The organism is Neorhodopirellula pilleata (assembly GCF_007859915.1).
In the GTDB taxonomy this organism is placed as follows: Bacteria; Planctomycetota; Planctomycetia; order Pirellulales; family Pirellulaceae; genus Rhodopirellula; species Rhodopirellula pilleata.
Genome location: NZ_SJPM01000009.1, coordinates 248,922 through 269,536, shown reverse-complemented (window position 1 = coordinate 269,536; position 20,615 = coordinate 248,922). Strand labels below are relative to the sequence as shown.

Annotated in this window: 12 protein-coding genes; 1 reads left to right on the top strand and 11 read right to left on the bottom strand. The window is 57.4% G+C overall.

Going from position 1 to position 20,615, the window contains the following annotated elements:
- Positions 1-17 precede the first annotated feature (17 nt).
- From Pla100_RS20215 to Pla100_RS20195, 5 genes are all read right to left on the bottom strand, one after another.
- The gene (locus tag Pla100_RS20215; RefSeq protein ID WP_231603279.1) at positions 18-1,409 is read right to left on the bottom strand and encodes an MFS transporter; all 1,392 of its coding nucleotides are present in this window, start codon (positions 1,407-1,409) and stop codon (positions 18-20) included.
- Positions 1,410-1,850: 441 nt separating this feature from the next.
- On the bottom strand, positions 1,851-2,501 hold the full coding sequence (locus tag Pla100_RS20210) for a hypothetical protein (protein WP_146579510.1): 651 nt from the start codon (positions 2,499-2,501) through the stop codon (positions 1,851-1,853).
- Positions 2,502-2,504: 3 nt separating this feature from the next.
- Entirely contained in the window at positions 2,505-4,310 is a 1,806-nt protein-coding gene (locus Pla100_RS20205; protein ID WP_146579627.1) for a DUF116 domain-containing protein, read from the bottom strand.
- A 117-nt stretch (positions 4,311-4,427) separates the two neighbouring features.
- Positions 4,428-6,368: a prenyltransferase/squalene oxidase repeat-containing protein gene (locus Pla100_RS20200; protein ID WP_146579508.1), complete on the bottom strand. Its 1,941-nt coding sequence runs from the start codon at positions 6,366-6,368 to the stop codon at positions 4,428-4,430.
- A gap of 160 nt (positions 6,369-6,528) precedes the next feature.
- Positions 6,529-7,995, bottom strand: a complete 1,467-nt coding sequence (locus tag Pla100_RS20195; RefSeq protein WP_146579506.1) for a sulfatase — start codon at positions 7,993-7,995, stop codon at positions 6,529-6,531.
- Between the two features lie 157 nt (positions 7,996-8,152).
- Between Pla100_RS20195 and Pla100_RS20190 the strand changes: the two genes are divergently transcribed.
- Complete coding sequence (locus tag Pla100_RS20190; RefSeq protein WP_146579504.1) at positions 8,153-9,067, top strand: fructosamine kinase family protein; 915 nt, start codon at positions 8,153-8,155, stop codon at positions 9,065-9,067.
- Between the two features lie 818 nt (positions 9,068-9,885).
- On the opposite strand, the gene Pla100_RS20185 is transcribed toward Pla100_RS20190, so the two are convergent.
- The 6 genes from Pla100_RS20185 to Pla100_RS20160 are packed head-to-tail and all read right to left on the bottom strand — an operon-like array spanning position 9,886 to position 20,601.
- A complete protein-coding gene (locus tag Pla100_RS20185; protein ID WP_146579502.1) occupies positions 9,886-13,470 on the bottom strand; it encodes a protein kinase domain-containing protein in 3,585 nt (1,194 codons plus the stop codon).
- A complete protein-coding gene (locus Pla100_RS20180; RefSeq protein ID WP_146579500.1) occupies positions 13,455-14,660 on the bottom strand; it encodes a hypothetical protein in 1,206 nt (401 codons plus the stop codon). The genes Pla100_RS20185 and Pla100_RS20180 overlap by 16 nt, the downstream gene beginning before the upstream one ends.
- A gap of 5 nt (positions 14,661-14,665) precedes the next feature.
- Entirely contained in the window at positions 14,666-15,844 is a 1,179-nt protein-coding gene (gene mtnA / locus Pla100_RS20175; protein ID WP_146579498.1) for an S-methyl-5-thioribose-1-phosphate isomerase, read from the bottom strand.
- Entirely contained in the window at positions 15,844-17,385 is a 1,542-nt protein-coding gene (locus Pla100_RS20170; RefSeq protein WP_146579497.1) for a Gfo/Idh/MocA family protein, read from the bottom strand. The genes mtnA and Pla100_RS20170 overlap by 1 nt, the downstream gene beginning before the upstream one ends.
- 46 nt (positions 17,386-17,431) lie before the next feature.
- Positions 17,432-19,390: a transglutaminaseTgpA domain-containing protein gene (locus Pla100_RS20165; RefSeq protein ID WP_146579495.1), complete on the bottom strand. Its 1,959-nt coding sequence runs from the start codon at positions 19,388-19,390 to the stop codon at positions 17,432-17,434.
- Entirely contained in the window at positions 19,390-20,601 is a 1,212-nt protein-coding gene (locus tag Pla100_RS20160) for a DUF58 domain-containing protein (protein ID WP_146579493.1), read from the bottom strand. Before Pla100_RS20160 ends, Pla100_RS20165 begins: the two co-directional genes overlap by 1 nt.
- Positions 20,602-20,615: the final 14 nt, after the last annotated feature.

Below are 20,615 nucleotides of genomic sequence, written 5' to 3'. Positions count from 1 at the left end.
TTCAAATCATCCAACTGTTAATCATCGCCGCCGGCCACCACCGGACTGGTGATCGACCCCGAATTGACCCGCACGCTGAGAATCCGAAGCGCGATCGTGCGGACCGCATGATGGGGAAGCGGCGTCCCCGCCAACACGGCCAAGCATAACAGGCGGCCGACCGCCGATAAACCGAACAACCAATCGTAGGCGACCTCGTCGGCACCGAGCCTGTTGAAGATCGCCGCACCCAGCACCGCACCTAAGCAGATCGCGGCCGTGTTGGCGAAGTTGTAAATCGTGAGCAGTTTCGTCCGCCGAGCCCGCGGCAGCAAATCAAAAAAGCTCAAAAAGAAACCGAGTTCGTACGCCGCCCAGGCGATCCCCGCAATGATCTGCACGAACGTGAGATAAACCAAGTCGGACGAAAAGATCCAAAACGACGAAAGTGGTATTAGCCCGATGCCGCCCATCCACAGCAATCGATCGGCTCCGAACTTCTCTGCCGTTCGTCCCCAAAACGCGATCGACAACACTTTGCTGACGAATGCGATCGAGGTCAGCCAAACGAACTCGCCGTAGGTGAACTGCAAATGGGTCAGCATGAATGGCGTGAAGAACGGACCGCTGATCTGAATGAATACTTGCATCAGCACCAAATAGGCCAACAATCGTCCCGCCGCACGGTTGCGAAAAGCCGAGTCCCGCAGCGGATGATTCGATTCGTTGATCGCAGCCGGTCGAGCAACGATCGCGAGATCTTCGCCCGCCAACTGGCCGTTTGCCGCCGTTGAACTCCCGTTGGATTCCGCTTGATCGCGGGGATGTTGGAACAAGAACCAAGCCGACGCGAGACGCAGTCCCGTCGCGGCGACAAAGATCGCGGTGAATCCCCATAGGGCTCGGCCGTATTGCGAGGCAACGTGCAACGTGACGCCTGCGGCAACCAAACCGCCAAACGTGCAGACCTGCTGCAAGCGTGATCGTCGGGAAAAGAAACGAACACGAATCCCGGACGGTACGATCTCTTCCACCCAAGTGTTCCAGGCCGGCCCGGTCGCCAGCCCCGTCGCCCAGTACAACGATGCGATCAGCAAGATCATCCCGAGCGACAACTCGCCGACCCATGCCGCCACGATCAGGGGAATGAAAGCGAGCGCCTGCAACGTCGCCCCGGCGACGACCCACCGCCGCAATCCACCGATCCAGCGGATGCCGGTCGGCGACACCAATTGCAAGATTCCGCCGACGAACAATGGCACGCTTCCCACCAACCCCGCCGCCGTGTCGCTCATCCCGACCGCCAACGCAAACGCCGGCAAATACGATTCGCCGCAACCGACCATCCCGCCGAAACAAGCCGCGTCGCCCATACTTCGCGTCAAATTGCGGTTCAATGTGGTCGTTTCGGGCGAATGCTGAGCGGTCAACGAAAGGGTTCCTGGGTGCGACGGAATTCAAAAAGAACGAATGCGAGACCCATTGTCGGATAGTTACCCGCCACGACACCAGCCCAAGATCTGCCTCGGCTTTGAATCGTCCTGCTCGCTTGAGCGTGCCAGCCCAAGGCAACAGCCTCAACTTAAACTTAAACTTAAACCTAAACTTAACAGCAGCAAAACCCGCGAATCGTGGGGCTCGTGGTTGCGACGAGAGTTTAGGTTTAAGTTTAGGTTTAAGCTTAAGTTTTTTGGAGCGAACCAACACCAGATGCGGCGTGTCGATTTAATGGTAACCCGAAGCGTAAGCGAGGGATGAGTCAATATCAATGATCCCTCGCTTACGCAGCGGGTTACGAAAAAAGTGCAACCTCAAAACTCACGCGTCGGGTTACCAAAACAATTAAGCCAACACGCCGCTTGCGGCCGGGCTTAGCGATCGACGACGATATCGACGACGATTTCTAGCAGTTCGATCGCGGGTTGATTGTCACATCGGATCAATGCGGTCCGGCCGTAGACGACTTCACCGATCGGTGTGCCGAGAAACTTCGCCAAGGCCACTCCGCAGGTGACTTTCCACAAGCGACACAATTCGACCGAACGCAGCACGTGGTGTTGGATCAAGACGCGGCCGAGCGGGATTTCACCGCCGGCGATCTCCATCCATACCGCACGTTGCAACATGGCCGGGTTGAGACGCACGATCCCGTATTGCACGGTGCGTTGGGATTGATGAGTCACCAGAGTGATCTCGCGAGAATACGAAACCGTCGTCGCGGCGATTGCGGTCCGTTGGTCCGATCGCAAATTCGGATCGTTTTGCCAAACCGAGTTGCCGTCCTCGAGCGAACTGCGACTGCGATGCACGACGACATCAACTACATCGCCATGAAACGCTTCGACGGTGACCGTCATGTGATGGTTGTGATCGAGCAATTGATCGAACGGAGCGGGAACTTCGGCGACTTGTTCGAATTCGCCCAGCGTTGCCGGCGAAGCATAAAACTCCGCCAACAGTTCCGATAAGTCGACGAATTCATCGTCATCCTGGATCGCTCGGTCACTTACCACGTCCGACATGACTCAGGCGACCGGGGCCGCGACGGCGAGCGAAACGAGCGCCGGCGACGGCATCTCGGGCCGTTCCAAAACGGTATCGACGAGGAAATAAAACAACCGACGCAGTGGTTCGATTTCGATGTCGTCGGCCACCTGTTCGGCTTTGGCTTGATGCTTGTCGACCAACTGCAACGCGAGGTCAAAGGCACCGGATTGGCGATAAAGACGTTCGGCCGTTTGCAAACGCTCGATCACTGACAACTCACAATCATCCTCGGCGATGCTCAACAGCGTCGCTTGATCGTCTCCGTTGAGGTTTTGCAATGCCAGTGCCCACAACAATGTGGGTCGGCCCGCGATCACGTCGGCACCGGCGCTGAGTTTGTTCGAATCATCGCCGAGCCAATCGTGCAGGTCGTTGATGATTTGAAACGCGACGCCCAAATTACGTGAGAAACGGCGGATCGGATCGAGCAATCTCTCGACCTGGGCCGCTTCCGCAATCGCGTCGGCATCTTGAATCGCCAAACGCACACCGCTGAACAACGCCGCTTCAAAAGCGGGTGAAGTTTTCAACGCGTAAATCTTCAACGCGTCGATCGGCTGCAAACGTCGATCTTTGGCATCTCGCCAAAACAACTCCGCGCCCTGGCCTTCCGACAAACGCACGTGCGCGGCCGCCAACGAATCGAGCAAATCGACGCGAGTCGCGGCGGGGACCTCGTCACCGATCATCGTGCGGCTGAGCAACCGATAGCCCAAACCGATCAAGTAATCGCCGACATTGATCGCGGTCGCCACGCCGAATCGATCGTGGACGGCGGGTTGGCCGTATCGGAACGCATCGTCGTCTTCGATATCGTCGTGAACCAAACTTGCTTTATGAAACGTTTCGATACTCAGCGCCGCGCGGCGAACCGCATCGGGGATTTTTTCTAAGATCGCTTCACCGTCGCCTGCCGTCGCATCGCCGCCGGTCATCGCATCGTATGCCGCCAAGGTGATGAACGGCCGTGAGTGTTTACCGCCCCGAGCTAAAAAGTCATACGCGATCGCTTCGGTCGCGGCGATCGGGTCGACGCCTTCCAAACGATCCGGTGTGATCGCGTCTTCTTGTGACTCATTGCCTGAACCTTGTCCGGGCAGCCGGCCGTTTTCGCCGATCCGCGCCGGTGGTGCCAGGCGATGAAGTTCATCGGTTTGGAACAATCCGCCCGCCGCTCGCATCAAGTGAACGTAACTGCGGGTTTGCGCTGCGGCGGGAATGTATGGAGTGCGGATCATCTCTTCGACCCACGATTCGTCGACCTTGGTATTGCGACAATCGCTCGACAACAACGGCACCGCCATGCAGGGAATCCCCGCCAGCAAAACCTTATCGATGGCCTTTTCCAAAACATTCAAACACGCCACACCAACGACCGCATCGACGTATCCGCCGACGATGATCTTCATCACCACCGGTGAGCCTTCGGCGACTAAAACGCGATACCCCATCTCTTCGGCCACGCCGCGGAAATCGGCGATACTGCACGCACCGCATTCCTTGCAATTCATACCGAATTGGTCGTAATCGGCGGGGCAGCCTTCGGCGTGTTTCAAACAATGGGGCAACAAAAACAAACGACGCTCCGGAGGCACCGACGAAAGTTGCTTTCGCCAAAAGGCGCTACTGATGTTCACCATCGTCCAGCCCAAGAAGCCTTCGGGCAGATCGGCTTCCTCGAGCATCCGCCGGGCGACGACTTCCATTTGATCTTTGGTCAGCGGATGGTCGTGGTCCAAACGATCGGCGACCTCCCGACAACGATCCCGCAAACTCTCCCGCATCGCGAGGGTTTCCGGAACGTCCTTGAGATGGCTGGTCTTTCGCCGCTTCGTCCGCGTCGGGGGTGATCCGGTCGACAAATTGATACCCTGCTGAGAAAGTGCGTCGTGGTGAGGGAATTAGGTGGGTGAGCTCGGTGGAGATGCGTCGGTCTGTTGAACGTGTTTCGCCAAGCGGGAGAGTGCCGCGAGGGCAAAGATCGGTGGATAGAGCCGTTCGTGATACCAAAGCTTGGCAAAATAAAACCCGATCGGCCACGCCGTTTGGTGGCGATCGTCGGCGACGGCCCGTACCAGCCACTCGCCGCCCAACAGTATAGCGTCTCGGGTGCGATTGGTCAGGCTAATCGGCAAAGCAATCGGATCGGCCTCCCGGTGGAAGAAACTGGCCAGGGCGTCGACGGCCAAAGCGGTTTCCTCGACCGTGCTGATATGCGTCTCTGGCAGCCCGAAAGCGGCCGCGACCGAAGGTCCACCCCCCCACCCGCCGTCGGCGTTTTGGTGGTCGACGAGATACTCGATTCCTCGGACGATCGAATCCAAACCAAGTGCGGGATCGACGTCGACGAGAACTTTGGCGGTTCCGTAAACCGGATTGTCCTCGTCCGGACGATCTTGATTGCCGAACCACAACGGTAACCAGGAACCATCGGGCTGTTGCTGTCGGCGAAGAAACTCCAACCCGCGTCCGATCGCCCGCTCGGTCGCACCTGTGTTCATCGCCTCCCTCAACCCGGCGGGTTCCAGACAACGTAGTGCCCGGATCGCGTGAGCGGTCAAGTCGACACTGCTGCGGTCGAACGGAAGTTTTCCCCAACCGCGGCAAAACGTCGGCCAACCACCGTCGCGGTTTTGCAGCCCGAGCAACCAGCCCGCGCCGCGTCGGCAAGCCTCGTCGATTCGCCCGACCTGTTCCGGCGAGACGCTCGTCCGGCACGCCATCAACGCGATCATTGCCCCCGGAGTATCGTCGGCGTCGGGGACCGCGCCGGATAAGTCGGTCCAGCCCCAGCCACCGGGGTCGGCACCGGTAAAGGGATGTCGCACGTTGTGTTGGCACGACAAAATCCAATCGACTAAGTCATCGGAGATGAAATCACGATCGCCCTCACCGATCGTCAACGCCTGGACACTCAGTGAAGTCACCCAAGTCGCCAAGTTCGTATCGATCGGCCAACTGAATTGACCTTCATTCTCCGGTGTAGAGGATTGCACCAGGAACTTCAGGCCTTCGGCGACGACGGGTTGCTCCGCACGATCGGTATCGAGTAACGACATCAAGACGAACGACGTTAAAGGTGTCGCTTCCAAGTAACCACCGCTGTCCGGCTGCATCTGTCGCAACACCCGAAGTGACGGCGCGATCGCCGCTCGACGCACCCACGACCACGGCGGCCACGTGCCGTCGTGCAGAAACTTGGCCTGCCCGATCGCCACCAAAGCGGGAACGGCATAACTGACGACCGGCATTCCGAGAAACCGATACATCGATTGAGGGAACACGGCGGCTTCGAACGGGAGTGCCGACACCTCGCTCCAGGGAACCAATCCGGCAATCGCCATGTTGGTTAAAATCGGCACGACAAACGTCTTGTCGGTCCCATAACGTCGACGAAGTGCGGGGATGCCTCCGGCGGTGTCGAGGTATTGACGCAGTCTCTCGTCCGATGAATTGTGATCGCCGTCGGGGATCGCATCGGCAGCCTTCGGATCGGCGGAGATTTTCATAGCCAATGTTTCCGCAGCCAGTGTTTCCGCAGCCAATTTTTGAGCGGCAAGCACCAGGTAACTCGTCGCGATGTTCGAATGACTGCGATCGGTGTCACCGTAGCCACCGTCCGCGTTTTGCTGAGTCCGCAACCAAGCCGAACCGCCACGAACGAGTTCGCGATACCGCACCGCCTCGTCCGAGCCATTGCTCTTGCGACACGCCAAGCTCAACGCGCTGATCGCCGTCGCGGTACTGAGTGCCGACGCGGACAACTCGCCCGTCCAGTGGCTTCGCCCGTGACGCTGTTGAAGTAATTCGCGGCGGAGTCGTTCAAGGGTGGGTGCAATCATGTGTGAATTGTAGACGCTCTGTGTTTTGCCTAAAGGCGGCTACGCTGCAAACTGACAACACGACGCGCAACGGCGTGCGTCCAAATTCTCCACCCCAAACCACGGTGACGCATCGCAGTGACGTTGAATTCATGCATCGAGACCGACACATGGACCGAATTTACCTTGAAATTCCCGGCACGGAAGCGCCTGGAGCAACGTCTTTCCCTTCCCAATTCACCACCCCGTCGTCATACGTCAAAATGCGAGCTTCGCTACCTGGTGCGGGCGGGACGTCTTTCTTGGGAAGGAACTGTTTTAACCCGTCCATCGTCGCCCGGTGAGAAGCGTCCGACGCTAAGTTGGTCCACTCATTCGGATCGTTCTCGGTGTCGTAGAGTTCCTCTGAACCATCCGCGTAAGTGATGTATCGCCATCGGCTCGTGCGCACCGCGTGGTTACCCTGGTTATGGGTCGTGATTGCCGGACGTTGGCGAACCGTCGTGGGGTCTTGGATTTGTGGCATCAACGAGATGCCTTCTAAATTGTCTTTCTCGGGCAACCCCGCCAAGGAAACCAATGTCGGGTACACGTCCAACAGTTCGGCCGGTTGAGAACAGACTTGGCCTGATTCGATCCCTGGGCCGGCGAACACCAACGGCACCCGGGTCGAATCCACCCACAATGAATTCTTGCCCGTGATCTCCTTTTCACCAATATGCCAGCCATGATCGGACCACAACACCACGATCGTATTGTCCGCCAATCCGTTTCGTTTCAGCGCGTCGAGCACGCGGCCCACTTGGCTGTCCATGAAACTGCCGCAAGCCAAATACGATCGTACTAGGTTCATCCATTCGTCGGCGTCTTCGAGGAATTCCAAACGCGGTTCGGGCAAGTCCCAGTGCATGTACCAACTGAACCTCGGCGTATCGCGACGATCGTCACGAAGGATCAACGGCAACGAAGTCGACTCGACCGGGTGCATGTCAAACCATTTCTGCGTCGCGTAACAAGGCACGTGAGGCAAGAAGAACCCGCAAGCCAGAAAGAAAGGCTCGTCATCGGGCATTTCGTCGAGTGCCCGCTCCGCCCAACTGGCCACTTTGTAGTCGCCTTTGTCTTCGTCGCGGTGCGGAAAACATCCCCAATCAACCAATCGATTCTGTGAAGGCGTCTCGACGAGTTTCGCCGGAGGGAAAGGCTTGCCCGATGCGGGTTCGCCGACGACATCCCATTCGGCTTTTCCTCGTTGACCATACCCGCCATGATATATTTTTCCGGTCGAATAAGTCTTGTATCCATGACGACGGAAGTACTGCGGCAACGATTCCAATTCGGCCAGTTCGGGTACGTCGCGGAACCAAGGTTTCAATCCATAAATGCCGGTCGAGCAGGGACGTTGGGACGTCATCAAACTCGTTCGCGACGGATTGCACAACGGCGACTGACAATGCGCGTTGACGAACGCCGTCCCGGAAGCCGCCAACGCATCGATTCGAGGGGTCTTGGCATTCGGATGGCCGTCCATGAATCCGATCCAATCGTTTTGATCATCGATCGCAATCATCAAGATATTCGGCTTTTCGGCCCAACCGTTTGTGGCGATCAAGCACAATAAAACCCAGCTACTTCGAAACCAATACATCGGCAATCGCCCTCGGGATGAAAGAATGAATTCGTGATCGATCGAGGATAGCCGGTCACAGGGCAAATACAAGTCTGACGACGCGTGCTACGTTCTTCATTCAGATAACTTACTCCCGCAACTTACTCGCGAGCGTGCTCTTCATCTTGGAGGTTCGATGCCCCTTTCTCAATCCATCGACCGCTTATTCAATCAATGCTTTTACGACTGGCAGGTCCAATCGGCTACCCCCGTGGGCGGAGGCTGCATTAGTCGAGCGTGGCGTGTCGAGGCAGCCGATGAGAGCGGAAGCGTGACGCATTTCTTTGTGAAAGAAAATGACACAAGTTTTCTCGACAACTTCCAAGCGGAAGCGGATGGTTTGGAAGCTCTCGCCGGACTGGCTGATTCGATCGACTCGTTGCACATCCCGAGAGCTCTCTTGGTCGATGTGATCTCAGGCTCCGCTTTCTTGGTATTGCCTTGGGTCGAATCGAACGGAGGTCGCAACGATGACGCGACATTTGGACAAACGTTGGCACTCTTGCATCGATCAAGCGTAGGACAAGAGATCGGCTTCCCGCGTGATAATTTCCTGGGTGCCTCGCGTCAACGCAATGTGCTCGATTCTGATGATTTGAGTTGGATCGAGTTTGTGGCCGAGTATCGCTTGGGTGAACAATTGAAAGCGGCCGTCGATGCCGGACGAGCATCTAAGACGCTACGACGGGACGTTCGCAAGGTGATCGACACGCTGAATGACCGATTGACGGGGCGTCGTCCTGAGACCGTGTTGTTGCACGGTGATCTATGGAGCGGCAACGTGATGAGGGATTCGCACAACCGGACGGTGTTGATCGACCCGGCCGCCTATCGTGGGTGCGCCGAAGCCGAGTTCGGAATGATTCGCCTATTCGGCGGCGTAGGTGCAAAATTCGATGACGCGTATCAATCGATCTATCCGTTAGCCGATGGATGGCAACGCCGCGTCGAAGTCTATGTTCTTTATCATCTGCTCAATCATTTGAACCTGTTTGGCAATGTTTATTTACCCCAGTGCGAGCAATCGGCACAGAGAATCATGAGGAACTAAGAACAGGTGACAGGTGACAGGTGACAGGTAACTTAAACGTAAACTTAAACTTAAACTTAAACTTAAACTCAGCGTAAGCAGTGACTCGACCTACGCACGTCTGGCGATATTTTCCCACTTCACTGAATTGGCCGTTTGGGCGTTAGCCTGGACCGCTAAAACTTCGCTATTGACACGATCATTCCAAAATTCGTTTTTGTTCCGCATGCCGACTTGCCTCCGACCTCTAACGAATGTCGGGGCAGTCTTTCAGGGCCAAAGGCCCGGCAGTTTACCTAGCCCAGCCCGCAGGGCTGGGTTGAATGTGCGAGCGATCCATGAAGGGCCGAAGGTCCGGCCGTTTGCTAGCGACGTGAACAAACGGCCGGACCGTTGGTCCTACATGGTAACGTGCTATCGATCACCCAGCCCTTCGGACTGGGCTAGGCAAACGGATGGGCCGTTGGCCCGAAAACCGCACCGACCTCCGCTCGCTTCGCCGAAAGGCGTGGTACCAAACTTGCGCAACCCGAAGTCGCCGCGATACCAAACTTTTAGCAGCCCAGCGTTAGCCCCGGTTAAGTGAGGACCGTGGCTAACGGGCTGTTGGTTTAATCGTAACCCGACGCGTCAGCGAGGGATTGAATGCAATTTAGTCCTCTGTAGGGATCCCTCGCTCACGCTTCGGGTTACGATGCTGAAAAAATCCACAGACCGCTAACGCCCAATCCGGTGATCAACCGAATCACTCCACCAGACGAGCTTCAACCAGTGAAGACGTTGGTTTAAGTTTAAGTTTAAGTTTAAAACTCTGGAATCGGCACCCAACTTGGACCCGATTATCGCTCGGTGACGATTCGTTTGACTCGCAATCCGGGTGTGCCCGGTAGATCGATGACTTCGATTTGGTTGGTCGAATCGGCGAATTTTTCGCGGGTCAACGGGTCGCTGTATACTGGTTCAGAAACCAACATATCGCCGCCTGCTAAGTCGGGCATTGCCGAGACTGCGCGAACGGTCGCACCGAAATAATCGATTTGGTTGTTTTGGGTCGTTGCCAATGTCGGACCGCAATGAACCGCGATGCCGAGGCGTAGATTCGTTAACGCTGGCGGTTGAGCCATCCGGTCTCGGATTGAGTCGGCTGCCTCAACGGCTTGTTCGCGCCGTTGGAAACACGCCAACATCCGTTCGCCCACCGTTTTAACGACCGCGCCGCCAGACGCTTGAACGCCATCGGCCAAACGACGGTGATGCTCTCGGATGAGTTCGTAGGCTTCGGCCTCCGTCATGCTCAAGTACAGTTCCTCGATTTGATCGATGCATGTCGCCACGAACGACATCGTCTCGGTTTCGATGGGATTCGTGCCGGCAAAATTCTGATCGGGAAACAACTGACGAAACAACGGGTTAGCCGACGCCATCGTGGCCGTGATCACATCTCCGCGGGGGATCGTGCGTTCGATCCGAACGACATGCAAGTGATCGAGATCATTCATCAGGCTGAGGTTCTGGCGACCGGCCCGGAGCGCCGGCGTGTGGCGTCCGAGGCCGACCCGTGACAATTCGAAGTTGACGCGAGACGGAGCAGCGGTTGATTGCACTCGGACCGGTTGAGTGCGCGGCAGTCTCGGTCCGCGCAGCAGATAGTCACCTGGCTTCAGATCCAATTCCAATTCCAAACATTCTCGCGATTCGATTCGAACTTGAGCGACCACGTGCGGCGAGTGTTCTGGGCCTCCGATGCAGTATTGTCCGTCATTGACTTCACGAATTTCCGGGTGCGATTGAAATACCATTTCGATCGAATCGCCCAAGTTGGATTGAAAGTCCACGTCGCAGGCTTCGCAATGCGTGTGCGCGCCGATCGCGGAAAGTTGGTCCCTTGTCGAGGCGGCCACGCGGCATGTCGGACACAAGACCTCCCATCGCAACACGAGCAGCCCTTCGGTCGCGGCGATCAAACACGCGTCCGTCATCGATCGACCATCGACCTTCATCCGATCGGCGATGGCGAGCGGACGAAGCGCCGCGAGGTCCTGCGACGACCAGTCTCGCAGGATCGTTTCCAAGCGGTTTGCCAAACTGGTATCAACGCCCCGATCGATCAGATTGGCGACTCGTTCCCGCAGTCGTTTGGATTCGTTTCGACCGAGAGGTTTGGTTTTGCAAAACGCGTCGGAACCTTCCTTTGCCGACAAGCGACCTTGGATCGCACGATCGACCCGCTTGTAGACTCCGTCGAGATGTTTGAACCCTTTCCAGTCCGCTTCGATGGTTGTCAGCATGCGTCCGAGCAGATTGCGGGACTCGATCGAGACTTGATGTGACAACCGCGTTCCTCCGTCGGCGTGCGGCTCGAGCGTGACAAGGCTCATGAACCACCGGAACGGTCCTTGGTCGAACTCTCGCAGGATTCCCATCCGACGGCCTTCGATCCATTCGAACGGATGCTCTTCCCAAGAAACCTTGACGCCGCCGAGAGTAAACTCGCCGAATTTTCGGACGCCGAGAATCGGATCATTTTCACTGCGGTAATCCACCGGCGGCAAACCGATCGCTTCGTTAAGCCGCTCGGTGTTGGATACCATCGGCCACAATTCCGATGGCTGGCTTGCCAGCTTCCAAACAACGGTCTTGGTCCATACTTTCTTTTTGGAATGATCGGGTAGTTTCGGATGAGCCTCGAAACCGGTCGGTTGACCGTGGACCAGCTTCAAAATTTCTGACAGCAATTGTCCCGCATCGCCGAAGCGATCGGCCGGGTCTTTTGCAATCGCACGCTGGACGATTTGCGCCGCCAGGTCTGAAACTTTCGCGTTTCGCTTTTGGATCGACGGTGCATCCTGGTAGCAGTGCATGGCCGCGATCTTCATGAAGTCATCCGCCTCAAAGGGCAGCGTACCAGTCAATAGTTCGTACATCGTGATTCCCACCGAATAGACGTCCGATGATGGTTTCACGGTGCCGAGCGAGCGGCATTGTTCAGGTGACATGTACCGCGGTGTCCCCAAAACCGATCCAGCGCGCGTGACCTCCATCGACTCGGATTGATGGACGTGCCTTGCGATACCGAAGTCGGTTAGCTTGATCACGAAATGCTCCAGAGGTCGCTGATACAAGTTCCCCGCAAACTCCGGCGCATCGTCGCGCAAATGAATCAGAACGTTTTCCGGCTTGATGTCCCGATGAACCATTTCGCGAGCATGAGCATCTACGAGTGCGCGCGATATATCAGCGGCGATCGACAACGCCTCGGCCTCTTCCAGTGGCGGACGTCGGGAGAGCCATTTCTTGAGGTTGACTCCGTCGATGAATTCCATCACGAGAAAATGAAATCCTTGATCCTCGCCGACTTCGATCAAGCGAGTGACGTGTTCGTTTTGGGCGTCGGCCATTAAGCGGGCCTCTTTGCGAAACCGACGAATCGATCTCGCGAAGTCCTGGCCGCGATCTCGTAAAATCTTGACCGCGACAGTCTCTTGGTTGGACAAGTCAATCGCGCGGAATACGGTCCCCATGCCGCCCTCGCCGACTTGTTGAAACAACTGAAACCGGCCGAGTTGTCGAGGCGGTTCCTTGCTCGAACGCGTCGTCGGCTCGCTCGACGCGACGGCGTTCATCGAGACGCCGTGAAAGTCGGATTCGCTGGTCGGGGCGTCATGGCTCGAACCACTTCGGCTGTCGAGTTCCGCCGTCGGCATCGTCTCGATTTCATGAGACACGTGCGGATGCAGTGCGGATTGCCACTGCGAGAGGGACGGCGGTCCTTGATCGGTATCCTCGGGAGTTTTTTCTAACAACGCACCGAGCAGTTCGTTTAGCAATCGTTGCAACGATTGAAGGTCGTCGTCGACCGACAAGGCAATCTTCGCGATTGCCTCGTCGCAGATCGTCGCCGTGTAATCGATCCACACAGGTACCGCGTCGTCGGCCTGGACCAACAGGGTCGTGGGAGAATAGCTGCCGTGAAAGAGCCCCACACGATGGGCGGCGATGGCGGCATCGACGATTTGCCAAGCGATTCGCCATCGTTGGTCAGCCGTTAGGAGACTTGTCGTTGGTTCAAGGAGACGATCAAGCCCATGGCGACTTGGGTCGGTACCTTTGGGCAACTCCATTCGCAATGTCGGCGGATCGACATCCATGCTCCAACTTGCCACCTTACGAACCGCGGGATGCTCGACCAATCCGATCCGTTGGCACTGCGTGGTCACTTCGGCTAAACGGCGCGGGTTGTTCGCGATTCCCGACAATACCCGCAACTCGAACGGCCCGGCGTGTTCGTCTCGCCCGAGCAGACGCTGTCCGTCCTGTCCTTGAGAGACAGCCCGCAACGAGCCACACTCCCTCTCGTTCGCCGCGTCGATGTCATCGGTGGCTTGCGACGGTTCGATCGATCGGCGAGTTAATTGATCGGGCATGGGACGTTCACGAGGGGCCAAGATCGATGGTTGACGGTGGATAGTCTATCAGCCCAATCGCCGTTGGCGGAAAAGACGCAAACGTCAGTCGGATCCAAGGCATCCAGGTCGACATCCTCGGCCGCCCGCCATTCTTTTTCGACACGCCAATCGGTTGTTTTCCCGCAAGCTTGGAAACGATGAAGTTGACCGGAGCCCAGTCCCGATCGCAAGACGTCTTCGGCATAAACGACCGGCTCGATCCCGATTTGTTCGGCCGCCGTTTTGCGAATCGCAATCCCATACGGTTCATAGTCCCAGCGATGCAAGTGGCTGCGATAGGTTCGCCGAGACAGTAATTCAGGCAGAGGCACGGCCGAGAAGCAAACCACCGGAATCTGATGGCTTGACGTGACCGCACCAGCGATCAATCGTCGCCCGCGAACGATCCTGGCTAAGGCAGCCGGAGCGGATCGGGACGCCGTGGCGGCATCGCCCAACAACATCTCGTCGCGGTATTGCCGAATCGTTTGTTTCGGCCACGGGCCCGGTGCCGCTCGGGTGCAATGGACCAAAAATTCATCCCAATCGATTTGGTCCATCGCGATGCATGGTGACAACGAATCGGCGGAGAGCGACGACAAAAGATCCGTATTCGAACAGGGGGATTCCGATTCGGCGGACAAAAACAGTCCGATCGCACCCGCTTCGAGCAATGCCGTTTCGTGCTTCGATCCGATCGCGACGCGAACGATGCCGGATTCGATCGCACAACGCCGGCGAATCAATCCGGTCACTTTCCCTTTGGGTCGACAATAGGCGACATCGACTCGATCGGCGAGCGAGATCAGCCGCAAGTCACGGTCGTCGCTCTTATTCAGAAGTAAAATCGGCACACCGAATAGATCGGCGGCCTGCATCGCCCACGGCCCGACCGCCGTGCCATCGGCGATCAGCAAGGTCGCACCACTTGCCCGCATCGCTTGCATCGACGCCGCCAAATGTCTCGCCATGAGACGATGCCGGGTCGTGTCATGTCCCAAACGACTACAAACGACCGTCGCCAAGGGGCCAGGATGTTCCAATGCTTGCCGAACGTTGGGATCGTCATCGGGCACGTCCCAACCCATCGCTTGGCAACGTCGCCGTCGATCTGATTGAGTTGTTTTCAATTGCCGCAAGACGTTCTCGTGAGACGACGTTGGCGGCATCGGATTCAACCCACTTCGTTGGCGATCGGTGAGCCACAATGAGCCGCGATTTTGTCAACGTTGGGCGACTCGATCACGCCCCGCTCGGTGATGATCGCGGTGATCAGTTCGGCGGGTGTGACATCAAAAGCAGGATTGATCACATCGACGTTCTCAGGAACCATTGTCCGACCCGATGGACCGCCGGGGCACCGCACCTCCTCGCCGTCGCGTTGTTCGATCGGAATCAAATCGCCCGAAGCCAATGCCAAGTCGAACGTGTTTGTCGGTGCGGCAACATAAAAAGGGATGCGATGATAATGCGCCAACACGGCCAACGGGTAGGTTCCGATCTTATTCGCCGCGTCCCCGTTGGCTGCGATGCGGTCGGCACCGACGATGATCGCGTCGACATGTCCTTGACGCATCAAACCGCCCGCCATCGAATCGGTGATCACGGTCACGGGCACACCCGCCTGAGCCAATTCCCAAGCCGTCAATCGAGCGCCCTGCAACAGCGGACGCGTTTCGTCGGCATAAACGTGCAAGGTCTTACCGTGCTCGTGCAAGTAGTAGATCGGTGCGAGTGCCGTTCCAAACGTTGACGTTGCTAAGCCGCCGGCGTTGCAATGTGTCAAAACGTTCCGGCATTCTGCGAGCCGACCGCTGCCGTGTCGACCGATGCTGCGACACATCGCTCGATCGTCCTCATGAATGCGAATCGCCTCGGCCACCAAAGAGACTCGCAGCGATTCAACCGACGAAGCCCCTTTCGCCGTCGCCTCCATCGATTCTAATTCGGGCGAAACGGACTCAGGCGACTCGACAATCGCCCGCATACGATCCAAAGCCCAAAACAAATTCACTGCCGTGGGTCGGCTCGTCGCGAGGTATTCAATCGCGTCGATCCATTTCGTTCGAGCCGTCTCGAGCGAATCGCTCGATTCGATCGGCGTTAGCGTCACACCATAAGCCGCCGCGATCCCGATCGCCGGAGCACCACGAACGACGAGCCGGCGGATCGCGTCGTGAAGTTGCGGTAGGGTCTCGCACACACAACGCGTTAACGATTCGGGCAATCGAGTCTGGTCGAGCAAGTCCACCGCCGCGCATTGAGCACGGTCGGCGATGCGGTAGCGAATGGTTTCGCTACTCGCGTCGGCGATCGACGTGCTGTTTACCGATGCGGTTGTATCCGAACCCATCAAACGTTTTCGGCTGCGGGGACTTCGAACCCTTCACGATACTGACGACCGATCCAAGCGTTCGCTTCTTCGTTGTCGATGTACTTTTCCGCCTTTGGATCAAAATTCAAGACGGGACCGAGCGACAAACCATTTTGGCTCAGATCGACACCGTTGTCGCGCAAGTGTTGCAGCGTTCGGGCCAACGTTTCGGCATCATCATCGCGTGAAGCGAATCCACCGACCGCGTCTTCGATCTCTTGGGCACCAACCCGATTGCCTTCGCCGAGGTAATAAGACGTATTGCCGAGGTGAGCGATCGCCGCCGACAAATGACCGCAGCGAGCATCGGCGTTGAGTAGCGAGGCGTCACGCGACACGACGGCATCAATGAAGTTACTCATATGAACGTTGTTCAAGCTACCGTGCTGCTTGTTGTCGTGTCGGAACTCCTTGATCAACTTCTTGTTGCGATCATAGGCACGACACACCTCGTAGCTCGGCCCTTGTACGGCGTACCCTTCGGTGCCGTAGAACACCACGCCGACTTTGTTCCCTTTGGTCGACTGGAACAATTCGTTCAGTTCCGTGTCGGCCGAGTTATCGACGCTGAGTCCACGTGTTTCAAAAACGATCGTCTTGTCGCCGTAATCGTAGATCGAAACTTGCGTGTTGGCCGTGTCGCCGGCATCGACGTAGTCGGCGTCTTTGCGTTCGGCTTGATAACCCAAACGGCCCGCGTAAGTCAGGATCTTGTTGGGGTGTCGTTCCAATTGCAAACCCCAGCGGGCCACATCGGTTTGGTGCGGTCCTTGGTTGCCCGAGTCGCCGTTACCGTAGTGGCGTTGCCAGTGCCAATCGTAGTGGAACTGTTGACGAGTGAGTTTCGGCTCAGTGAACGTAGCCGGCCCGCTCCACAAATCAAAATCGACGTTGGACGGAATCTCATAATCGCCCAACGATCCGATCGATTTGCGTCGTTTGTAACACAACCCGCGAGCCAAGTTGACTTCGCCGATCCCGCCTTCGGCGACAAAGTCGATCATCCCCCGAACGCCGACGCTGCTTCGACATTGTGTTCCGGTTTGAAACATGCGGCCGTATTTTTGCGCCGCCGCGACGAGGGCGCGACCTTCGTGAATGTTGTGGCTGATGGGCTTTTCGATGTAGACATCCTTGCCCGCTTGCATCGCCCACACGCCGATCAACGCGTGCCAGTGATTGGGGGTCGCACACGTAATGATTTGCACATCGTCGGATTCCATGATCTCGCGGACGTCACGCACGACGCGAGGACGTCGTCCTTGCATCTTTTCGACCTTGTCGGCTTGTTTTTGCCCGACCTTCTCATCGACGTCGACCAGCACACTGATGAACGTTCGCGAGTCGTGATTGAACCCATCGACGTGCGACATGCCACGCCCGTTGACGCCGCAAACGGCCACACCCATTTTTTCGTTTGGCGAATTAGTGGCGGCACGAGCCGATCCGACATGCACGGCGGAGGCAGTTGCGAGGGCGGCACTGGACAGGCCGAACTGGCGGCGATTGAGACGATTCATGAATACTCGGTGGGGCGGGGGAAAAAGGGGCGGGATTCGCCCGCTATTATGCACGACGGGAAGTCAAAATCCTAGTACCGCCGATCGATCGGGCTAACTCTGACAAATGATCGTCGACCTTTGCCCCTCCGTAGCGTGCCGCTCGATACAGTCCGATGAAATCGGTTGCTTCGCCCGCCGTCGACGCGTCGACGGTCATCGCGACGCGGGTGAGAAGCTCATCGTCGGTTTCCCAAGGTTGCGGCATAACACCGAGACGTTCGAGCGAATCCAGGTAATGCTGATAGACCGACCGCAGAACTGGGTCGATCGGATCGGCGTTGGAGTCGGCCGGAACGGGCCTACCTCGACGCCGCCACGCGATCCAAATCGCGACCATCGCGATCGCCAACCACACGACGGGCGATGTCAACATCCAAACCAACCAAGTCGATGGGTGGTTTTGGATCGTTTGCCAGATTCGACGCCATTGAGATCGGATCGCGGCGATGATCGCGGTGGACCAACTGACCGGTTCGGACACGCCGATGACTTGTCGACGTGAAGCGGCGGGCGTCGGATCGTAGGTGAGATATCGCTGCTCCGCCTCGGACCAAACTTCCACCCAAGCGTGGGAATCTCGTTCGCGGACGGTCACGCGCCCGGTCAGCGGATTGGACTCGGTCGGCGCGAACCCGCTAACGACTCGCGTCGGAACGCCTTGGGTACGTAACATCAACGCCATCGCGCTGGCGAAGTAAACACAGTACGCCGGACGACGCTGCTCGACAAAGACGACCAAGGGCGGCGCGTCTCCGGTTAAATCAGTGGTTAACGAGTATTGAAACTCATTATGAAAGAACGCTTGGACGGCGTCGGCTTTGGCTTCGTTGGTCATCGCACCATCGGTCAACGATCCTGCGACTCGGCTCAACGACGTTTCAACGGATTCATCCACGCCGAACAAGTTCGGCTCAATTCGTGACGCCGTCGATTGCGGCTCACTTGTGTGGACTGGGGTTTGAGATGGTCGCGTCTCATTCGGCAAACGGGCAACTTTCGATGCGATTAAACTCATCGAGAGTCCCACCGGTTCGCCCCGCAAGATCCAGCCACCGGTGATTCGAGGAGTGGCTCCGTCGACCTGCCGCGTCCCGGCCGGAGAGGGCAACGCGCCGCTGAGGTCTTCAAGGAACCAGAAGTCAAGTTGACGTGTGTCATCGCGATCAGACGTTGGTTCGCCGAACGAACCGAGTGGTTGATCCAATTGGTCCGACGTCGTCCATCGTAATCCGTCGAACTGGTCCATGACCTGTACTCGCAGCAACCCGGGCATCTGCGAAACCTCGAACAATTCACGTTTGGATTCCCGGATCGTGCTGCGAGAACTCAAAGTAATGTTCTTGCTCAGCCCCGTCGTGGACGGTGTGTTGGTGTTTTGCATGACCGATTGCATGGAACTCAAGAACAATCGATCGACATGCTTCAGCCCCACCGACATGGCCATCGTCGACAGCACGACCAGCCCTATGAACAACAAGAAAGGGAAAACCAACCGGCCGCCTGCGCGGGTCAATCGGGAGTGCGTTGCTGCGGTGACCAGCGTGGTGGCAAAGAACGCGATCAAGGCATAATACAACGGCCCGGTCATTTGCAACTTGCCCGAAACGGCGATCAGCCCCCACGATGCGGCCCACGCGACGGTGGTCTTGCCCGCGAACACCGCCATGACGATCAACGCGACCGCCATGCCCGTGATCGTTCCGACGGCGACGGGCGGAATCGGTCCGTGCGTGATCTCTGCGGAAGGAACTATCAACCCGATGACCAATCCGCCGATCACGCTGAGGTACCAATGCCATGAACCGGTCTGGACGGCGGTATCACGCGACATCGCATAAAGGACTGCGATCGCCGCAGGCACAGCCAACGACCAACGATCCAGCGCGATCGCGTGGATCAACAACGCGACCAGCACCGGCAAGATCGGCGTGAGCCGTTTGAACGTCGCGAAATCAGGTTTCATTAGGATGCCTCGATGATTTCAGTGTGATCCAAACCATCCAGTGCACGGCCTGGTTTCATGCAAATCACTCGCACCGCCACGCCGTGCGATTTCAATCGCCGCACCAATTCGCGGCGAGGGCCGTCCCAATCCATCATGATCAAGATGATCGCGGACAAGGCTTGCGTCTCCGGCAGCAGAACCGATTCGAGGCGTTGAAAGTTCATCTCGCCGCCGGGTTCCAGGCAGGCGAGCAGTTCTAAGATATTGTCCAAGTGAGCCAATGCCCGGCCGGCTTGGAAGTGGTAGACGTCGTCGCCGGCCGCAAAAATGTCGATGATGTATTCCTGACGCGCTAACACGTCGGCAATGCCCGCCGCCAACGAGATCGCTTTCTCAAGCCGCCGTTCGTCGCGAGCCCAGCGGGCCTGCACGTCGAGGACGATCGCCAACCGCACGAAATACTCTTCTTGAAATTCACGGGCGATCAGGCGTCCCGTTCGCGCACTCGAGGGCCAATGAATGTCTCGCAAACGATCACCCTGTCGCCAATCACGCGTCCCTAAGAACTCCGTCGATTCACCGACTTGGGACGCCACGGCGATCCCACCGGGTTGATGATGGCTCGAATGCGGAACGACGAAATGACCCACGTCGGTGATACGCGGGTAAACGACCAAGCGATCGATGTGATGCGAACGTTTTCCCGACTTCACCAAGCCCGTGGGAAACGTCGTGGCCCCCTGCAATCGCTTGAGTTCGTGCCAATCACGACTGACGCATCGCAGCTTCAACGTCACCGTTGTTTTTTCGCCCGGTTCCAGCGAGTCGATCATCGGTGACTCGCCTTCGGGACGTAGATCCGGTGGTAGGCGGCGTTCCTCGATCACCACGTTCCGAGCCGTTCGCTTCCCCACGTTCTCCACATCAACGCGGTACGAAAACACCTCGCCCGCCGAAGGGTAGGTCGTGATCCGGCGGGTCAAACGCAACCGCGGTCGAAAGTAAACGCCGATGAATCCCGCGATCAATAGCGCCGACGTGCTGAACCCGAACGACAAAACGAGCGGCTGAGTCAAACCACCCATCAACATTCCACCGGATAAGATCATCCCCCAAAACAACGCGCGGCCGCCCACGGTAAACTCGCCACGATGGAAGTCGTCGAACCACAACACGCCGCGATTCTCAAGCGGTCCGCTGAAGAACGACCATCGTTTGCGTCTTGCCATGGTTGACCAATGTC